Origin of the sequence: Chromobacterium sp. (assembly GCF_041912965.1) — a bacterium.
GTDB classification, from domain to species: Bacteria; Pseudomonadota; Gammaproteobacteria; order Burkholderiales; family Chromobacteriaceae; genus Chromobacterium; species Chromobacterium aquaticum.
Genome location: NZ_JAYSGF010000010.1, coordinates 82709 through 101831, shown reverse-complemented (window position 1 = coordinate 101831; position 19123 = coordinate 82709). Strand labels below are relative to the sequence as shown.

Annotated in this window: 16 protein-coding genes; 11 read left to right on the top strand and 5 right to left on the bottom strand. The window is 64.0% G+C overall.

Annotation, left to right across the window (positions count from 1 at the left end):
• Window positions 1–13 precede the first annotated feature (13 nt).
• The 6 genes from ACE3QM_RS07665 (at window position 14) to ACE3QM_RS07640 (ending at window position 6109) form a co-directional block, all read left to right on the top strand.
• A complete protein-coding gene (locus ACE3QM_RS07665) occupies window positions 14–1303 on the top strand; it encodes an MFS transporter (RefSeq protein WP_374421309.1) in 1290 nt (429 codons plus the stop codon).
• A gap of 101 nt (window positions 1304–1404) precedes the next feature.
• Window positions 1405–2322 carry an alpha/beta fold hydrolase gene (locus ACE3QM_RS07660; protein ID WP_374421308.1) on the top strand — a complete coding sequence of 306 codons (918 nt, stop codon included), beginning with the start codon at window positions 1405–1407 and terminating at the stop codon, window positions 2320–2322.
• A 59-nt stretch (window positions 2323–2381) separates the two neighbouring features.
• Window positions 2382–3026 (top strand): 2OG-Fe(II) oxygenase, encoded by a 645-nt coding sequence (locus ACE3QM_RS07655; protein ID WP_374421307.1) that lies wholly within the window; start codon window positions 2382–2384, stop codon window positions 3024–3026.
• Window positions 3027–3083: 57 nt separating this feature from the next.
• A complete protein-coding gene (gene aroC / locus ACE3QM_RS07650; protein ID WP_374421306.1) occupies window positions 3084–4184 on the top strand; it encodes a chorismate synthase in 1101 nt (366 codons plus the stop codon).
• Between the two features lie 50 nt (window positions 4185–4234).
• Window positions 4235–5671 (top strand): EAL and HDOD domain-containing protein, encoded by a 1437-nt coding sequence (locus ACE3QM_RS07645; protein WP_374421305.1) that lies wholly within the window; start codon window positions 4235–4237, stop codon window positions 5669–5671.
• 300 nt (window positions 5672–5971) lie between these two features.
• Entirely contained in the window at window positions 5972–6109 is a 138-nt protein-coding gene (locus ACE3QM_RS07640) for a hypothetical protein (protein ID WP_374421304.1), read from the top strand.
• 234 nt (window positions 6110–6343) lie between these two features.
• On the opposite strand, the gene ACE3QM_RS07635 is transcribed toward ACE3QM_RS07640, so the two are convergent.
• Complete coding sequence (locus tag ACE3QM_RS07635; RefSeq protein ID WP_374421302.1) at window positions 6344–7528, bottom strand: FAD-dependent monooxygenase; 1185 nt, start codon at window positions 7526–7528, stop codon at window positions 6344–6346.
• Between the two features lie 94 nt (window positions 7529–7622).
• The gene (locus tag ACE3QM_RS07630) at window positions 7623–8555 is read right to left on the bottom strand and encodes a LysR family transcriptional regulator (protein WP_048410946.1); all 933 of its coding nucleotides are present in this window, start codon (window positions 8553–8555) and stop codon (window positions 7623–7625) included.
• 328 nt (window positions 8556–8883) lie between these two features.
• Between ACE3QM_RS07630 and ACE3QM_RS07625 the strand changes: the two genes are divergently transcribed.
• From ACE3QM_RS07625 to adhE, 3 genes are all read left to right on the top strand, one after another.
• Window positions 8884–9249, top strand: a complete 366-nt coding sequence (locus ACE3QM_RS07625) for an ester cyclase (RefSeq protein WP_231465427.1) — start codon at window positions 8884–8886, stop codon at window positions 9247–9249.
• A gap of 138 nt (window positions 9250–9387) precedes the next feature.
• Window positions 9388–10563, top strand: coding sequence for a hypothetical protein (locus ACE3QM_RS07620; RefSeq protein ID WP_374421301.1), 1176 nt, complete (start codon window positions 9388–9390; stop codon window positions 10561–10563).
• A gap of 413 nt (window positions 10564–10976) precedes the next feature.
• The gene (adhE, locus tag ACE3QM_RS07615) at window positions 10977–13646 is read left to right on the top strand and encodes a bifunctional acetaldehyde-CoA/alcohol dehydrogenase (RefSeq protein WP_374421300.1); all 2670 of its coding nucleotides are present in this window, start codon (window positions 10977–10979) and stop codon (window positions 13644–13646) included.
• Window positions 13647–13688: 42 nt separating this feature from the next.
• On the opposite strand, the gene ACE3QM_RS07610 is transcribed toward adhE, so the two are convergent.
• Window positions 13689–14417 (bottom strand): substrate-binding periplasmic protein, encoded by a 729-nt coding sequence (locus tag ACE3QM_RS07610; RefSeq protein WP_374421299.1) that lies wholly within the window; start codon window positions 14415–14417, stop codon window positions 13689–13691.
• Entirely contained in the window at window positions 14417–15814 is a 1398-nt protein-coding gene (locus tag ACE3QM_RS07605) for a methyl-accepting chemotaxis protein (protein WP_374421298.1), read from the bottom strand. The genes ACE3QM_RS07610 and ACE3QM_RS07605 overlap by 1 nt, the downstream gene beginning before the upstream one ends.
• Before the next feature lie 306 nt (window positions 15815–16120).
• Between ACE3QM_RS07605 and ACE3QM_RS07600 the strand changes: the two genes are divergently transcribed.
• A complete protein-coding gene (locus tag ACE3QM_RS07600; protein ID WP_374421297.1) occupies window positions 16121–17518 on the top strand; it encodes an amino acid permease in 1398 nt (465 codons plus the stop codon).
• Between the two features lie 349 nt (window positions 17519–17867).
• On the opposite strand, the gene ACE3QM_RS07595 is transcribed toward ACE3QM_RS07600, so the two are convergent.
• Complete coding sequence (locus tag ACE3QM_RS07595) at window positions 17868–18311, bottom strand: hypothetical protein (protein ID WP_156183923.1); 444 nt, start codon at window positions 18309–18311, stop codon at window positions 17868–17870.
• Between the two features lie 419 nt (window positions 18312–18730).
• Between ACE3QM_RS07595 and ACE3QM_RS07590 the strand changes: the two genes are divergently transcribed.
• The gene (locus tag ACE3QM_RS07590) at window positions 18731–19072 is read left to right on the top strand and encodes a DUF6616 family protein (protein WP_374421295.1); all 342 of its coding nucleotides are present in this window, start codon (window positions 18731–18733) and stop codon (window positions 19070–19072) included.
• Window positions 19073–19123: the final 51 nt, after the last annotated feature.

Genomic DNA, 19123 nt, shown 5'->3' with positions numbered 1-19123 from the left:
TTATTTTCCCGGCATGCATCCATTTTTTGATTCCGCTTTTGACAGGATACTGTCCGGGTTTCCTGTTTGCATAGGCGTGGTGGCGATGGCGGATGTAAGAAATGAGGAGCAAATCCGGTATTTACTGGTCTGCTCATGGCTGTTGACGATGAGCCGGGCGGTGATCGCACCCTTGCTGGTGCTGACCCTGGGGCGGCAATTGCGGCTGGACAGCGAGCAGATTGGCCTGTTGCTGGGCGCGGTGCTGCTGCTGTCCGCGGTGATGGGCCTGTATGGCGGTCACCTGGTGGACCGCTGGCCGCGGCGGCCGGTGTTGTGGGGCGCGGCGCTGCTGATCGCCGGCAATTACTTGGTGCTGCCGCTGAGCCAGCAGCTGTGGTGGACCGCGTTGGCGCTGGCGCTCAGCGAGATCGGCCAGGCGGTGCACGGCATCGCGGTCAAGGCGCTGATCAGCGATCTGCTGCCGCCGGAGCGGCGCGGCAAGGCCTTTTCCCTGCGCTACACCCTGGCCAATGTCGGCTGGGCGGTGGGACCGCTGCTATGCAGCCTGCTGCTGGGCTGGAACGGAAATTGGCCGTTCTGGTGCGCGATCGCGCTGGCGCTGGCCGGCGGCTTGGCGACGCCGCGTGGCGGCGCGGCCGCGCCGCGCGCCGCAGCCGACGCCCCAGGCGCGGGATTCATCGACACGCTGTCCAGGCTGCGTCAGGACCGGGTGTTGGTGTTGTTCACCTTGAGTTGCGCCTTGGCCAATCTGGTGTATGCGCGTTTTTCCAACTATCTGCCCTTGTATCTGATGCAAACCTTGCCCGAGGTGGAGGTGCTGCGCTGGATGTCGGCGCTGATCAGCTGCAACGCGGTGTGCGTGGTTCTGCTGCAATATCCGCTGGGGCGTGGCTTGCGGCCTGGCCGCCTGATGCCGGCGATAGGCGCGGGCTTTGTCTTGCTGGGACTAGGCACGCTGGGCTTTGGCTGGATGCCGGGCGGCTTGTGGGGCATGTGCGCGGCGATGCTGGTGTTCTCCTTGGGCGAGATTGTGCTGGTGCCGGCCGAGTATCTGTATATAGACGCGATCGCGCCGGAGGACTGCAAGGGCATTTATTACGGCGCGCAAAACCTAGCCAGCCTGGGGGGCGCGCTGGGACCGATGCTGGCTGGCTGGGTGCTGGCCCGCGCGTCCGCCGGGCTGCTGTTCGCCGGAATGGCGGCGTTCTGCGCGCTGGCCTGGTTGCTGGCCTTGCGCGGCGAGACCTTGCGGCGGACCCGGCGCGGCAGTCGCTGGCAGGCTTCGGTCTTGAGGGCGTGATGTGACACGGGCTATCTCTTTGGCGGTTTTTTTGTCATGATCAAGCGCTTGTTTGAATTGTCGCGCAGACGACGAAACAAGCCCGATACGAGGAGAAGGCCATGGATAAACGCGAACAGGATTTATTTGTCGCGGTAGGGGAAGAGCAGCTGTATCTCAAGCGCATTTACTGTCGCGAGGAAGGCCCGCCGGTACTGCTGCTGCACGGCGTGATGGCGAATGGCCGCACTTTTTACAGCGACTCCGGCAAGGGGCTGGCGCATTACCTGGCCGAGGCCGGCTACGATGTGTTCGCCGCCGACCTGCGCGGCCGCGGGCGCAGCCTTCCCAAGATCAGCCGCGCCTCGCGCCACGGTCAGACCGAGACCATCTGCGAGGACCTGCCGGCGCTGCATCGTCACATCCGCGAACTCAAGCAGGACGCGCCGCTGCACTGGATGGCCCATTCCTGGGGCGGCGTGCATATGTCCAGCTGTCTGATGCGTTTTCCCGAGCTGGCTGAGCAAGTGGCCAGCCTGGTCTACTTCGGCAGCAAGCGCAGCGTGCGGGTGCGCAATCTGAACAAGCTGGTGGAAGTGGACTTCATGTGGAATATCGCCTCGCGGGTGTTGATCCGCTGCTTCGGCTATCTGCCGGCGCGGCGCATCCGCCTGGGCGCGGACGATGAGAGCGACAAGAGCCATCTGCAAAGCAAGCTGTGGGCGCAGCCCAAGCCCTGGGTGGACAGCGACGACGGCTTCGACTATGGCGCAGCCGCCCAAAGTGCGCGTTTACCGCCAGCGCTGTACTTTGCCGCCGGCAACGATCCCTGTCGCGGCCACCCGGAGGATGTGCGCCGTTTTCGCGACGAATCCGGCCCGCATCTGTCGCGGCTGCATCTGTTGTCGCGGCGCGCCGGCCATCTGCACGACTACAATCATGTGTCATTATTGACCCATCCTGATGCCATCCGGGACCATTTCCCGCTGGTATTGGCATGGCTGCATGGGCAGTATGATAGGGTCAGCGAAAATTACTGATAAATCACATTCTCCTGGACACGCGGCTGTGGTAGAAATCGCGGCTGGGAGAATGAATCATGACACAACACTTTGAAGTTACGCCCTATTTACTGGGGCCTGTTATCGACAACCTTGCCGAACAGGGCTGGGTCGTGGACCGCAGCCTGTTTAGCGCAGAAGAGATCCGCCTGCTGCGCGAGGAGTGCCTCGCCAACTGGCAGCAGGGCAAATTCCACGAGGCCGCCGTTGGGCGCGCCGCGCAGCAAAACCGCCGCAGCGAAATCCGTTCCGATTCGGTGCTGTGGCTGGAGCCGGACAAGGCGGATTCCGCCGCGTCCTTGTATTTCTCCAAGCTGGACGCCGTCCGTCAGGCGGTGAACCAGGCCTTCTACATGGGGCTGGAGGACCTGGAGTCCCACTTCGCCGTGTATCCGCAGGGCGCATTCTATAAAAAACACCTGGACCGCTTCCGCGACGACGACGCGCGCGCGCTGACCGCGGTGCTGTATCTGAACGACGACTGGCCGGCCGACGCCGGCGGCGAGATGCGCCTCTATCTGGACGAGGACGGCGCGCGCCATGTCGATGTCCGGCCGGAAGCCGGCACCCTGGCGCTGTTTCTGTCCGACCGTTTCTGGCACGAGGTATTGCCGGCCGGCCAGCAGCGGCTGTCCATCACCGGCTGGTTCCGCCGTCGGCTGGCAACGGCGGTCGGCTGGTAGCCGGAACGGTCGTGCTAGAATCTTCGCCAAGCATTCAGCACACAAAGGACAGTGAAGATGTCAGGCAATACCATGGGATTGTTGTTCACGGTGACTTCCTTCGGCGAAAGCCACGGCCCGGCCATAGGCTGCGTGGTGGACGGCTGCCCGCCGGGACTGGAGATCAGCGAAGCCGACATCCAGCTGGAACTGGACCGGCGCAAGCCCGGCACCAGCCGCCATGTGACCCAGCGCCGCGAGCCGGACAGCGTTGAAATCCTGTCCGGCGTGTATGAGGGCAAGACCACCGGCACGCCGATCGCGCTGCTGATCCGCAACACCGATCAGCGCAGCAAGGACTACGGCAATATCGCCGACACCTTCCGTCCCGGCCACGCCGATTACTGCTATTGGCACAAATACGGCATCCGCGATCCGCGCGGCGGCGGCCGTTCCTCCGCCCGCGAAACCGCGGTGCGGGTGGCCGCCGGCTCCATCGCCAAGAAATGGTTGAGCGAACGCTACGGCATCGTCATTCGCGGCCATATGAGCCAGATCGGCGAAGTCGCCATTCCGTTCAAGGCTTGGGAGCATGTGTCCACCAACCCCTTCTTCGCCGCCGATCCCGAGGTGGTGCCGCAGCTGGAAAGCTATATGGACAGCGTGCGCAAGAGCCTGGATTCGATAGGCGCGCGGCTGCGGGTGGTGGCCGAGAACGTGCCGGTGGGCTGGGGCGAGCCGGTGTTCGATCGGCTGGACGCCGACATCGCCCACGCGATGATGAGCATCAACGCGGTCAAGGGGGTGGAAATCGGCGCCGGCTTCGGCTGCGTCACCCAGCGCGGCAGCGAGCACGGCGACGAACTGACGCCGCAGGGCTTCGCCAGCAATCACGCCGGCGGCGTGCTCGGCGGTATTTCCACCGGCCAGGACATCGAGGTGTCCATCGCCATCAAGCCGACATCCTCCATCGCCCAGCCGCGCCGTTCCATAGACAAGCAGGGCCAGCCGCTGACCATGGAAACCCATGGCCGCCACGATCCCTGCGTTGGCATCCGCGCCACGCCCATCGCCGAGGCGATGCTGGCGCTGGTGCTGATCGACCACGCCTTGCGCCATCGCGCGCAATGCGGCGATGTTTCGGTAGATACTCCCAGAATTGCCGGCCGAATCAGCTAGACTTTAAACCGTAAGCCGGGACGACGCCGGCATATCCGGTGGGACGGAACATGCTGAAAAATCTGATCAGTGGCCTGACCGGCCGTTTGAAGAAGCCCGCGGACGCCGCCTACGACGAGGCGGTGGTTCCGACGCCATTCACTGAGCTGGCGCCCAATAGCGCGGCCAGCCGGCAGCTGGAAAACTCGCCGCCGCTGGACCTGCCCGCCACCCTGGGCTTTGTGTCGCACCAGCCGGTGATGGACCGGTTGCAGCGGGTGGTGGCTTACGATTTCTTCGTGCGCCAGGGCAAGCGCAACATCGCCGCCGGCAAGCAGCAGGAATTCGACCGGCTGATGCTGAGCACTTTGCAGAATATGGACATCTTTCGCCTGCTGGCTTTCCGCCGCGCCTTCGTCCATATCTCCATCGACACGCTGGACGATCCCATGCTGTCCAATATGCCGGCCAGCAGTGTGATCTTCGTGTTGGAGCCGTCGCAGACTGGATCGGTCTCCGACGAGATGCTCCAGCAGCTGGACACGCTCAAGCAAAGAGGCATGCGCTTCGCGCTGGAGCCGGCGGCCTACGATCCTGGCAGCCTGCCGGCGCATCTGCAGAACGATTTGTTCAGCCGCATGGACTTCATGGTGCTGGACTTCGCCGCGCCCTCGTCCAAGGTGCTGGCACCGATTCTGGATCAATTGCCCAAGCGCTACCCCACGGTGCGCTGGATGGCACGCAATGTCGGCACCGCCGAGGATCTGGACGTCTGCCTGCGCGGCCCCGGCCATCACCGTTTCGCCTTGTTCCACGGTCCCTTCATCGCCACCGTGCGCGCGCTGGAAGGCGGCAAGGTGGACGCCAGCCAGACCAGGGTGCTGCAGATCATGCGCATGTTGCGCGCCAATGCCGAGGCGGCCGAGATTGAAATCCAGTTCAAGCTGGATTCGGTATTGCTGTTCAAGCTGCTGCGCTTCATGAATTCCCCGGTGCATGGTTTGTCGCGCAAGGTGCAGACCATAGAGGAAACCCTGATGCTGCTGGGGCGCGAGACCTTGTTCAAGTGGCTGTCCATGCTGTTGTTCACCTCGCGCAAGGACGATGGCACCGCGGTGTCGCTGCTGGAAAAGTCCTTGATCCGCGCGCGCCTGCTGGAGCGCATGGGCAGTTATCGCGGCAATAAGGTGGAAGCCGAGCATCTGTTTCTTACCGGCATGTTCTCCATGCTGGATGTGTTGCTGGGCGTGCCGTTTCCCGATGTGCTGGACCCGCTGGAACTGGCCTCGCCGGTGCGCGAGGCGGTGGTGGAGCACCGCGGCATGTTCGCCCCCTTCCTGGCGATGGCCTTGGCCTGTGAGCAGGGCGACACCGAGCAGATCGAGGCACTGGCCAAGGTACTGGATTTCGAGGTGGAACTGGTGAACCAGTACTATATGGACGCGGCGGTATGGGCGCAGGTGGTGTTGCGCGACGGCGAGGTCCACAACAATGTGGAAGCGGTGTGAGCATCTGTTCGCCAGCGCGTTGACAGCAAGCAGGCCGCATCCTTGGATGCGGCCTGTTTGCTTTGCCTATTGGCTGTTGCCGGCCTGGGCTGGAGCCTGTCCCTGCGCGGCCGCATCGTCGGCGCCGGGCGGCGCGTGACGGTCTCCCGGGGGCGCGCCGCTGGGCTGGCCGGATGGCGCATTGCCCGGGGCCGCGCCGTGTTGCGGGCCGTCGTTGGCCTTGCCTGGGCCGTTGCCGCCTTGGGGGCCGCCGTCATGGCTGCCGGCCCCGCCGGGACCGCCTGCTGATCCGCCGCCGCCGTGGCCTCCACCTCCGCCATCATGGCCGCTACCACCGCCTCCGGAACTGCCGCCGCCGCCATCATGTCCGCCACCGCCACCGCCACCGCCACCGCCACCGCCACCGCCACCGCCACCGCCACCGCCTTGGCTGAATAGCGGGCCGTGCGTCGGCGCGGCGCACCAGGCCGGCATGGTAACGGCGCCGAGCGTGCAAACCAGGGTTGCCAGCAATGTCAGGCGTTTCATCGGAGAGGCTCCTTGAGCGGTGGCCGGCTCGCCGTGAAGGCGGCATCGGCACAGATGAGAGCGCGCCCATGAGGGCGCGGCTGCTTCAGCATAGCCGTCCAAGCGCCATGGCGCCGTGGCCGGTCAAGGAAAAATGGTCAGGCGTCAGCCGCCTTTCAAGCCCAGCGCATAGCGTATCGCCTCGCGTTTCAACGGCCCGGCGTGGTCGGCCAGGCGCATGCCCAGGCGGCGCGCCAGCCGCAGCGGCGCGATATCGTTGGCGAAGCCGTAGCAGAACGCGTCCATCGCGGTTTGCATCGCCAGATTGGCCGGCTTGCGCGCGCGCTGGTAGCGTTGCAGCGCATCGGCGCTGGCGAAGTCGCGGCCATGGGCGGCTGCCTCCAGTATCACCTCGGCCAGCTTGGCGGCGTCCTGGAAGCCCAGGTTGACGCCCTGGCCGGCCAGCGGGTGTATGGTATGGGCGGCGTCGCCGACCAGGACCACGCCGTCCTTGATGTAACGCTGCGCGTGGCGGCGGGTCAGCGCGAAGCTGCCCTTGGCCAGGATGCGGCGGATATTGCCCAGCTTGCGCGGGAAGGCGGCGTGAAAGGCGGCGGCCAGCTCGGCCTCGTCCAGCGCCAGCAAGCGCTGCACTTCCGGCGGGCGGTGATACCAGACCAGGGAACCGTAGGACCCGGTCAGCGGCAGGAAGGCCTGCGGGCCGTTCGGGGTGAAGCGTTGCCAGGTGATGTCCTGCTGCTCCTGATCCAGTTCGCAGCTGGCCACCAGCGCGTGCATGGGATAATCCCAGCTGGTGACCCCGATACCGGCGGCGTCGCGCACCGCGGAACGCGCGCCGTCGGCGGCGATCAGCAGCCGGGAGCTCAATTGGCGTCCATCCTCCAGCGTCACCCGCGATGCAAATGGCTGATAAGCCAGTTCGGCTATGCGCGCAGGCGCCAGATAGTCGACGTCGGCGCATTGGCGCAGCGCTTCGGTGGCGGCCAGCTGCACGATGCGGTTTTCCACGATGTGGCCCAGCGCCGCCTCGCCGGCCTCGGTGGCGCTGAACAGGGTGCCGGCGGCCTCCTCGTCCTCCCATACCTGCATGCGCAGATAGGGCGCCGCGCGCATCTCCAGTACCCGGGGCCAGGCGCCGATGCGCTGCAGAAAGCGCGCCGAGGCCGGGCTGATCGCCGATACGCGCAGATCCGGTGGCTGGGCCGCGTCGAACGGGGCGGGCGGCGCTTGCTCCAGCACCGCGATGCTCAGGCCATGGCCGGACAAGGCGGCGGCCAGCGCCGAGCCCACCATGCCGCCGCCGACGATGAGAATATCGCTGTATTGCATAAATCCCTTTCCAATCGTTTGCCCGCGCTTTTCGCCGAGCGCCGGGTCGCGCGCCAGCATAGCCCAGGGGAGGCTTCGCGCGTCTTGGCTTGGATCAAGCCGTTTGCGGTTCCGCCGCCAGCAGCGCGCGCAGCCGCGGCACCACGTGCTGGATGAACACTTCGTTCTTGCGCGGCAGCGGGTGGCGATAGGGGTAGACCAGGAAGGCCGGCCAACAGTCGTGGCTCCAGCCCGGCAGCACCGGCACCAACTGGCCGCTGGCGAGAAAATGGCTGGCCACATAATGCGGCAGCAGCGCCAGCCCGCAGCCGGCCACCGCGCCGGACAGCAACGGCGCGTACTGATTGCAACTGAGCACCGGCCGCACCGGCATGCGCAGGTAAACGCCGTCTTTCTCCAGCGACCATTCCACCGCCTCGCTGGGCGCCTTGCTGGAGTCATACAGCACGCGGTGCAGGCACAGGTCCTCCGGGTGCTCCAGCCGCGGCGCCTGCGCCAGGTAGCCGGGGGAGGCGTAGACGGTTTCGCGCATGAAGCCCAATGGCTTGGCCACCAGGCCCTCATCGTAGACATTGCGCGTGCGCACGCAGAAATCCAGGCCCTCGGCCACCGGGTCCTGCAGGCGGTTTTCCACTTGCAACTGCATTTCCAGCCCCGGGTACTGATTGGAGAGCTCGGACAGAATGGGCACCAGCAGGAATTGGGCGAAGGCGGAGGCCGAGCTGATCACCAGCGGCCCTTCCACGCAGTCCTGCACATTGCCGACATCGCCGCGCACCCGGTCCAGCATTTCGCGAAGCTGGCGCGCATGCACGGCCAGGCGCTGGCCGGCCTCAGTCAATGCCACGCGCCGGGTATTGCGCAAGACCAGCACCGTGCCCAGCTCCTGTTCCAATTGCTTCACCAACTGGCTGATGCGGCTTTTGGCGCAGCCGAGCGCATCGGCCGCCGCGGTGAAGCCGCCATGACGGGCCAGCGCGTCGAAGGCCAGCAAAGCGTCTGGCGAGGGAGGATGATTTGTTTTCATTTCAGAACAGTGTGTGGGTTTTTGGCGGATTTTATTGTTTGTGCATGTAGATTAGCATGGCTGCGTAATCAATAGCAGAACAATTGGAGCGCATCATGGTGTCGGGAGCCAAGCAGGCATGGAGTCGGTTCTGGGGGCGGCTGGGTCGCTTGTGGTGGGAAGGGATGTGCGCGCATGCGCGGCATGCGCTCCGCGATGAGGTCGAGGCGCTGGAGCGGGTGAAGTGCACGGCGGCGCGAGGGGGGCGGCCGTGCGTCAATTCGGTGGACGGCGCGCGGGGCCGCCGCGTTTTTCATTGATGGCAATGGCCAATAGAGGAGGAATGACGATGCAGGATACGAGAGCAGTGGTAACGGGATTTTTGAACGAAGTGCGCTCCGGGCGCGATCCGGACGCGGCGGAGCGCTATTTCGCGCCGCGGGTACTCGCGCATCAATTAGTGGCGGAGGCGCCATATGCGCTGGAGCGCAGCCCGGCCGACTACGCCGCGCATATACGCGAATTCCTGCGCGACTACGGCGCGTTCGAATTGCGGGTGGATGAATTGCTGGTGGACGGCGACAAGGCGTACGCGCGCTGGACCCAGACCGGGCGCGACCTGGCGGGCAGCGGCGAGACGGTGCGGCAAATCGGCAGCGCCTGCTATCGGGTGGCGGACGGCCGCATCGTCGAATACTGGATACAGAGTAGTTGACGGCGGCGCCGGCCACGCGACCCATGTCGGGTTTGAGCCGTTATTCATGCAGAAATCGACGCCGGCTTTCAGTTTTGTCAAACTTGGCCGATATTGCATAAATATAATGTTGGCCAAGATGACAATAAGGAGTTGTGCATGGGGATGCTTGGACGCAAGGGCCGGTTAGCGCTCTGCCTGGCGATGTTGATGGCCCAGGCCTGGGCCGAGGAAGCGCCGTCGGCCGATGGCTCGCAGCCCAAGACCGTGATCAAACTGCCCTTGAAGCTGAAGCCGCAAGCCGCCGCCGACGCGCACAAGGACGAGCCGGCCAAGCCCGCGGCGCCGGTGGCCAAGCCGGAAGCGAAACCCGCCGCCAAGGCGGAGCATCAGCCCGAGGTCAAGGCGGCCAAGGCGGCGGAGCATCCGCCCGAGGCCAAAACCGCCAAGCCGGAAGCCAAGCCAGGGGCCAAGCCGGAGGTCAAGGCCGCCGCCAAGCCTGAAGTCAAAGCCGAGGCCAAAGCGGTCGCCAAGCCGATGGCGAGCAAGCCGGCCGAGGCCAAGGCGCCGGAAAAGCTGGAGCCGGCCGTCAAGATGTCGCCGCCGCCGGTCCACAAGGACTTGAGCCAGCCCAGCCCGGAAGTTCACGGGCCGGATTCCTTGCGCCATGCGCCGCGCAAGCGGCTGGTCAAACGCAAGCTTAAACCGGCGGCCGCAGCCGCGGGCGATATGCAGGCGGCCACCTTGCGCCAGTTGCAGCCCTTGCTGGCCTCGGTGGCCAAGGCGGGCCATGGCCTGCCGGGCGGGCAGGACGCGCGCGCCACCCTGGTGTCCTGCTCCGCGTCCAGAACGCCGGCCAAGGCCGAACGAGTGGGCGAGGGCAAGCAGGTGCTGCTGGTGCCCAGCTATGGCAGCCAACTGGCCGGCGCCGGCGGCGCCGTCGAATACGGCGTGCGTCAGCTGCATACCCCGCTGTTGGTGTTTGTCAGCCAGGCCGATTGCGAAGCGGTCAAGCTGGCCGCCTCGGATTACAGCCAGCAGTCCGAAGCCCAGCAGCAGGCGCTGGCCGCGATCAATATTCCCAAGGACATCGACGCGACCAATGGCGCGCTGCTCAATATCAATAATCAGGTGGAAGCGGCGATCATGACCTTTTCCGGCGAAGTGGAGGCCGGGCGGCTCGCCGTGGTGGGCGCCTTCTACGACGTGGGCAACGATCTGAAGCAGGGACGCGGCAAGCTGGTGATCACCAATCTGAACGGGGAAACCGATCCGGCCAAGATTCGCGGCATGAGCCGCGCCGGGCAGTACTTCAAATACAGCTTCATGAAGTAGCGGCTCCGCCGCCGCTCACGCCGATGGCCGCCGCAAGGCGGCCATTTTGCTTGCGCGGTAGCGCCGCCGTTACAGCCGGCGGCGGCTTATTTCCCGTCATTATTCCGACTACGACATTTTTTCTCCGCTTAATCCGTATTTGTTTGGCAATGCGCAAAACCGAATATTGTTTTTTCGCTTAGCATGGGTTTATTGATGCCGCCGCTATGGTTTCGTCTTTGCCGGCGACAAGGTTTTCTGCATTGAAAGCGCCTTGTTGTAACGCGCTTGCTACAAATAAGTTTTAGCGCGATGAGAATGCGTGGTAAATGGACAATAGTATTGTCACGATTTTATTTTCATAAATGAAAATGAATTGTCGCCAATTAGTCATTCTCTCGCCGCGACAGGTTTAACTGTTTGGGAGACTTGAAATGACCGTTAGCAATGAACTGGAACTGGACGCGCTGGTGGCGCGGGTGAAAAAGGCGCAGGCCGCGTTTGCCGGCTTCAGCCAGGAGCAGGTGGATCACATCTTCCGCTCGGCGGCGCTGGCCGCCGCGGACGCGCGGATTCCGCTGGCCAAGATGGCGGTGGCGGAGACTGGCATGGGCGTGCTGGAAGACAAGGTGATCAAGAACCACTTCGCTTCCGAGTACATCTACAACAAGTACAAGGATGACAAGACCTGCGGCGTGCTGGCCGAGGATGACACCTTCGGCACCATCACCATCGCCGAGCCGGTGGGCCTGATCTGCGGCATCGTGCCGACCACCAATCCCACCTCCACCGCCATCTTCAAGGCGCTGATCTCCTTGAAAACGCGCAACGGCATCATTTTCTCGCCGCATCCGCGCGCCAAGCGCTCCACTTGCGAAGCGGCGCTGCTGGTATTGCAGGCGGCGGTGGCCGCCGGCGCGCCGCCGGACATCATCGGCTGGATAGACGAGCCCTCGGTGGCCTTGTCCAATCAGCTAATGCATCACCCCGACCTCAATCTGATCCTGGCCACCGGCGGCCCGGGCATGGTGCGCGCCGCTTATTCCTCCGGCAAGCCCGCCATCGGCGTCGGCGCCGGCAACACCCCGGCGGTGATAGACGAAACCGCCGACATCAAGCGCGCGGTCGCCTCCATCCTGATGTCCAAGACTTTCGACAATGGCGTGGTGTGCGCGTCGGAGCAGTCCGTCATCATCGTCGACGCCATCTACGACGCGGTGCGGCAGCGCTTCGCCAAACATGGCGGCTACATCCTGTCCAAGCGCGAAGCCGAGGCGGTGCGCAAGGTGATTCTGCAGGACGGCAGCCTCAACGCCGCCATCGTCGGCCAGAGCGCGGCCAGGATTGCCGCGATGGCCGGCATCGAGGTGCCGCCGGCGACCAAGGTGCTGATCGGCGAGGTCAGCGATGTGTCCGCCGCCGAGGCCTTCGCCCATGAAAAACTGTCGCCGACGCTGGCGATGTACCGCGCCGGCGATTTCGTCGACGCCTGCGACAAGGCCGCGGCGCTGGTGGCGATGGGCGGTATCGGCCACACCTCGGCGCTGTATACCGACCAGGACTTGCAAGGCGAGCGCATCCGCTACTTCGGCGACAAGATGAAGACCGCGCGCATCCTGATCAACACGCCGTCGTCGCAAGGCGGCATCGGCGATCTTTACAACTTCAGCCTGGCGCCGTCGCTGACCCTGGGCTGCGGCTCCTGGGGCGGCAACTCGATCTCGGAGAACGTCGGGCCCAAGCACCTGATCAACAAGAAGACCGTGGCCAAGAGGGCCGAGAACATGCTGTGGCATAAGCTGCCCAAGTCGATTTATTTCCGCCGCGGCTGCCTGCCGGTGGCGCTGGAAGACCTGGCCGGCAAACGCCGCTGCCTGATCGTCACCGGCCAGTATCTGTTCGACAACGGCTTTGTCGACGAGCCCATTCGCCTGCTGAAGAAAATGGGTCTGGAAGTAGAGGTGTTCTTCGAGGTGCCGGCCGATCCGACGCTGGCGGTGGTGCGCAAGGGCGCGGACCTGGCGCACGCCTTCAAGCCGGACGTGATCATGGCCCTGGGCGGCGGTTCGCCTATGGACGCGGCCAAGATCATCTGGGTGATGTATGAACACCCGGAAGTGCATTTCGAAGACTTGGCGCTGCGCTTCATGGACATCCGCAAACGCATCTACCAGTTCCCGAAACTGGGGCAGAAGGCACTGATGGTGGCGGTGCCCACCACCTCCGGCACCGGCTCGGAAGTGACGCCGTTCGCCGTGGTCACCGACGAGAACACCGGGGTCAAGTACCCGATCGCCGACTACGAGCTGACGCCGAACATGGCCATCGTCGACGCCAATCTGGTGATGAATATGCCCAAGTCGCTGACCGCCTTCGGCGGCATCGACGCGGTGACCCACGCGCTGGAGGCCTATGTTTCGGTGATGGCCAACGAGTATTCGGATCCGCAAGCCTTGCAGGCCTTGAAGCTGCTCAAGGACTACCTGCCGTCCGCTTACCGCAACGGCGCCGGCGACCCCAAGGCGCGCGAACAGGTGCACAACGCCGCCACCATCGCCGGCATCGCCTTCGCCAACGCCTTCCTCGGCGTCTGCCACTCGATGGCGCACAAGATAGGCGCGGAATTCGACCTGGCCCACGGCCTGGCCAATGCGTTGCTGATCAGCAATGTGATCCGCTACAACGCTGCCGACGTGCCCACCAAGCAGACCGCTTTCAGCCAGTACGACCGCCCCAAGAGCGTGGCGCGCTACGCCGAGATCGCCCGCTACCTGGGCCTGGAGGCCAGCCGCGATCATGAGCGGGTGGAGAAGCTGATCGAATGGGTGGACGAACTCAAGCGCACGCTGGGCATTCCAGCCTCGATCCAGGCCGCCGGCGTGGCCGAGGCCGATTTCCTGGCCAAGGTGGACCTGCTGGCGGAAGCCGCCTTCGACGATCAGTGCACCGGCGCCAACCCGCGCTATCCGCTGATCAGCGAACTGAAGCAACTGCTGCTGGACAGCTATTACGGTCGCGCTTACAAGGAAAGCTGGGAGCGCGAGGCAGAGGCGGAAGCCAAGCCGGAAACGCGTCCGGCCAAGGGCAAGCTCAAGGCGGTGTGAGCCTGGTGGCCGGCCAAGCGGCGCGCTCGCGCGGCGCTTGGCTCAACGGGCGTCTTGGCGCAGGATTTTCAGGCCGCGGTTGACAATGGCGGCCAGGCGTTCGCCGTCCCGCCCCGGTTTGAAGCAGACATGCAGCGTCTTGGTTTCCAGCAGCCGCGGATTCATCTCCAGCCTTTGACCGATGTGTCGCACCAGCGAGTCGTGGCGCAGCAGATAGTGGAAAACGTTCTGGTCTATCACCGCCAGGTCTATGCTGCCGCTGGCCAGCTTCAGCAGATTCCTGCCGTCGTCCGGCGCCGGGTCGAAGCGCTGTCTGTCCTCGGCAATATTGCGGTCCAGTTGGTAGTTGTTGACGTAATCCTGCACCACGCTGACGCGGTAGGCGGCCAGGTCCGACACTTCGCGCCAGCGCAGGCGCTGGCCCTTGCGTTGCGCCAGGCCCAGCGGGCCATGGCCTATGGGGTCGGAGCAGATGAAGTGGCGGCGCACTTCCGCCGCGTCGTATTCTGGGAAATACCCCATCACCGCGGGCTTGTGCCGCGCGGCCGCCACCGCGCGCGCCCAGGGGTAGAACTTCACTTCCAGCGTATAGCCGGCGGCCTGGAAAATCCGCGCCAGCGTCGCCGTGCTCAAGCCCCGCTCCGGTAGTTGGGCGCCGGCGTAAGGCGGCCACTCCAGCGAGGCCAGCGTGACAACCGGCTGCGCGCGCGCCTGGCCGCACAAGGCGGCCACCAGTACCGGACATAAACGGATCAAAACGCTAAACCGCATCAATACCTGAAATAGCCTATGGTTTGCGCCAGCTCCGCCGCCTGCTCGCTCATGCCGCGCGCGGTGGCGGTCAGCTGTTCCGACGCCGAGGCGTTGGCCTGCATCGAACGGCTGATCTGGCTGACGCCCTGGTTGATCTGCTCCACCTGCAATGCCTGCTGGTTGGACGATTTATTGATTTCCTGCACCAAGCTGGCGGTGTTCTGGATCGCTGGCAACATCTGCTGGAACAGTTCGCCGGCATGCTCGGCGCGCTGCACGCTGCTCTGCGTCAGCTGGCTGATCTCCTTGGCCGCCTGCTGGCTGCGCGCGGCCAGCTTGCGCACCTCGCCGGCCACCACCGCGAAGCCGCGGCCGTGCTCGCCGGCGCGCGCCGCCTCGATCGCGGCGTTCAACGCTAACAGATTGGTTTGATAAGCGATATCGTCGATGATCAAAACCTTGTTGGCGATATCCCACATCGCGCTGATGGTTTCGTCCACCGCCTGGCCGCCGGCCGCTGCGTGCTTGCTGCTGTCGCTGGCCATCTGGTCCGTGTTTTTGGCGTAATCCCGATTCTTCCACACAAAGGAAGAAATCTGCTCCAGGCTGGCGCTGCTCTTGTCGATATTGTTGGCCTGCTCCGATGCCTGCTGGCTCAGCGTGTCCACCGCCTGGCTGATCTGACGCGCGGCATTGGCCAGGTCGGCGGAAAAGGCGTCGATATGGGCGAGAATGCCGGCCAGCTTGCTCACCAGCCGCCGCGTCGATTCCGCCAGGTCGCCCAGCTCGTCCCGGCTGTGGTAGCGCGGCGGCGCGGTCAGGTCGCCGTCGGCGATCGCGTGCAGCGCCTGGCTCACTTCGCGTATCGGCTGCTGCAGCAAGCGCCGCAGCAGCAGCGACAAGAGCAGCAGCGTGGCCAGGGCCAGCAGCAGGATTTCCGCCGCTACCCGCCACAGCACCGCGCGCAGCTGCTGGCGGATGCCGTCGGTGGAAACCTGCAGGGTCAGTTTGCCGACCTGGCGCGTGCCGGCGCCGTCGTGGAAGACGATTGGAAAGCCCTGCGTCAGGTCGGCCTCCGGCGGCGGCGCGCCGCCGCTCAGCAATGCGCCCCCGGCATCGCGGCGGTAGCCGGCGAATGCCGCGCCGTTGGCGTCGCGGACGAACACCCCGCTGAGCGCGGCCATGCTCATTTCCGCCTCCACCACCCGCCGGCCCTGGGTATTGTCGAAGTTCCACATCGGTCCGGCCAGATTGGCGGCCAGCCGCTTGCCGACCGCGGCCACCTCGCCGTCCAGCGCGTGACGCAATTCCTGCTGGGTGCGCCAGTAATCCAGCGCGCCGAATATCGCCAGCAAGACCGACATGATGAGCATGAAAACCAGTTTGAGTTTCATGCCTATGCTGTTGTACCGCATGGCTTCGCGCTCCAGGTTCTGGCAATGGATTCAATGCTTTATTGATAGCAGTTGGGACCGCCGCGCGGGCGACAAGGACGGCTGACGCCGGCTTGCGCGCCGCGATGCGCCATCAAACGCCGCATTTATGCTTTTTGTGCGCATGCTTATTCTGAAACATGACATGACAAAGGTCTTGAGGTAATCTCGAGCCCCTGTGTTATGGGCCATAACGACAATCCCAAGCCATAGCATCGGCAGCGGCGCGGCCACGCGGCGCTCCTGCCATCACCCTTACGCAATACAAAGACAGTTAAAGGAGCAACTATGCAACCTGCTCAAGACACCCTGCATCGGGGCTTGGAAGAGCGGCATATCAACCTCATGGCCCTGGGCGCCACCATTGGCGTCGGCCTGTTTCTGGGATCGGCCACCGCCATCAAGATGGCTGGTCCCGCCATCATGCTGGCCTATGCGCTGGGTGGCTTCGCCATCTTCCTGATCATGCGCGCGCTGGGCGAAATGGCGATTCACAACCCGGTGGCCGGTTCCTTCAGCCGCTACGCGCTGGATTACCTCGGCCCCTTGGCGGGCTATCTGACCGGCTGGAATTACTGGTTTCTGTGGCTGGTCACCTGCATGGCGGAAATCACCGCCGTCGGCGTCTATATGGGCATCTGGTTCCCGGACATTCCGGCCTGGTACTGGGCGCTGGCCGCGCTGGTGGCCATGGGCGGCGTCAACTTCATCGCGGTCAAGGCCTATGGCGAATTCGAGTTCTGGTTCGCGCTGATCAAGATCGTCACCATCGTGCTGATGATCATCGGCGGCCTGGGCATGATCATGTTCGGACTGGGCCACGGCGGCGTGGCCACCGGCATTTCCAATTTGTGGAGCCACGGCGGCTTCATGCCCAACGGCTTCAGCGGCGTGCTGATGTCGCTGCAAATGGTGATGTTCGCCTATCTGGGCGTGGAAATGCTGGGCCTGACCGCCGGCGAAGCCAAGAACCCGAAGAAAGCGCTGGCCCGCGCGGTGGATTCGGTGTTCTGGCGCATTCTGATCTTCTACATCGGCGCGCTGTTCGTGATCCTGGCGATTTATCCGTGGAACGAGCTGGGCACCCGCGGCAGCCCCTTCGTGCTCACCTTCGAGCAGCTGGGCATTCCCGCCGCCGCCGGCATCATCAACTTCGTGGTGCTCACCGCCGCGCTGTCTTCCTGCAATAGCGGCATCTTCAGCACCGGCCGCATGTTGTACAACCTGGCTCAGCAACAGCAGGCGCTGCCGATTTTCGCCAAGGTGTCGCGCCAGGGCGTGCCGGTGTTCGCGCTGCTGATGTCGGTGTTCGCGTTGCTGATGGGCGTGCTGCTCAACTACCTGGCGCCCAAGGAAGTCTTCACCTGGTTGACCGCCATTTCCACCTTCGGCGCGATCTGGACCTGGGTCATCATCCTGCTGGCCCAACTGCGCTTCCGCCGCACCCTGAGCCGCGAACAACTGGCGACGCTGGCCTACAAGATGCCGTTCTGGCCGTATGGCTCCTATATCGCCATGGGTTTCCTGGTCTTGGTGGTGGGCTTGATGGCTTACTTCCCGGACACCCGCATCGCCTTGATCATCGGCCCGGGTTGGCTGGCCTTCCTGGTGGTGGCTTATTATCTGTTGGGCTACAACAAGCGCAGCGCCGAGGAAGTGGCGCGGCTGGCGCAGAACGCTCGCTGAGTTTGATGGACGCAGGCTGTGATGAAAAACCCGCTCTCAAGGAGCGGGTTTTTTTGGGTCTTAGAGCCTGTTCAAAGTCTCGCGAGCAAGGGCGAGACAAGGCGAAAACGAGCGAAAAAGCGGAATGTACACGTGGTACATGAGCATTTTGAGCTTGGTTTCAACGCCGTATCGCCGAAGCGCAGCAGACTTTGAACAGGTTCTTAGAACGTGTTTACGATCTTGCGAGCTAAGGGGAGACAAGGCAAAAACGAGCGAAAAAACGGAGTGTACATAGGGTACATGAGCATTCTGAAGCCGTACTCACCGTGTCACCCTCCACGACGCGCAGCAGATCGTAAACAGGTTCTTAACGCGGCAGCCAACTGCCGTGCAGCGAGTAATCGCCGGCTTGCTGCCGCGTGGGGCCGCTGAGCGGATAGGCTGGCGGCGGCGCATGCTGGGCGCAGTTGTTTTGGCCGAAGCAGTGCGGCAGCGGCTTGAAACCCGGGCAGCCCGGCGGCGGGTTCGCGCCGATGCAGTGCTGCATCCGCTCTTTTTGCGTCCGTTCCAGCAGGCTGGGGGAGCGTATCTCGGCCTTGACCGAAAAGTCGGGCCCGGCGTCCAGGTTCTTCAATTGCACCGCGCCCTTGTACTTGAGCGCTTTATCGGTTTTGTCCTTCGCCTTCATCGACGGCTTGGAGCGCGTTTCCCACGGGTCTTTGACGGCGAAGTCGTAAGAAGGCAGGGGCGCCGCCGCCAGGCTTGCGCTCAAGGCGGCCAGCGACAGCAATAGGGCGTGTCTACACTGCATGATGGATCTTTGTCCTGCGGTGGCAATGCCGCTGGCGCCCGGCTGCTGCCAGGCAGCGGGTTCGCGCGCGGAATGCTCTTGTTGGGGGAGTTGGCTGGCGCGGCCGTGGCCGCGGTGGCTGAACGCCGCTCTTGTAAATTTCAATGGGAGCGGGCGGGTGCTTTTTATAACATTAAAGTTTTTCAGCTGGCAATAAGATGCAATGACAGGCGAAGCGGCGCGCGGCTTAATCAGTGGGCCGCGGCTTAGAACGTGTTTACGATCTCGCGAGCTAAGGCGAGGCAAGGCGAAAACAGCGGAGAAAGCGGAATGTACAGGTGGTACATGAGCATTTTGAGCTTGTTTTCAACGCCGTATCGCCGACGCGCAGCAGATCGTAAACAGGTTCTTAGGCCGTTCACACTCACGGAGATTCTCTAATGGCGCACTACCTGGTGGAACTGTACAACCCAAAGCCGGCCTGGCTGGCCCTGAGTTTTTTGCACCGCACCGACTTCCTGGATCAGGTCAAAAGCAATATCGAGGCGCTGCCCGGCCTGGGCATTCAACTGCTGACCTTGAGCCAGATCGCCGCCGACGCGGATCAGGCGGCGCCCTATCGCTTCCTGGGCGTTTGGAGCCTGCCTGACCAAGAGGCCTGTGAGGCGATGCTGGCCGGCATCCGCGCCAGCGGCTGGTACGATTATTTCGATCACGTCAACGCGGTGGGCGTGGCCGCCGGAGTGGACGTGCACCTGGCGGACCTGTTGCAAGCCAAGTGAGCGCTTCGCGCATCAATGCAAAACCCGGTTGAGGCAGGCGGTGAAAACATT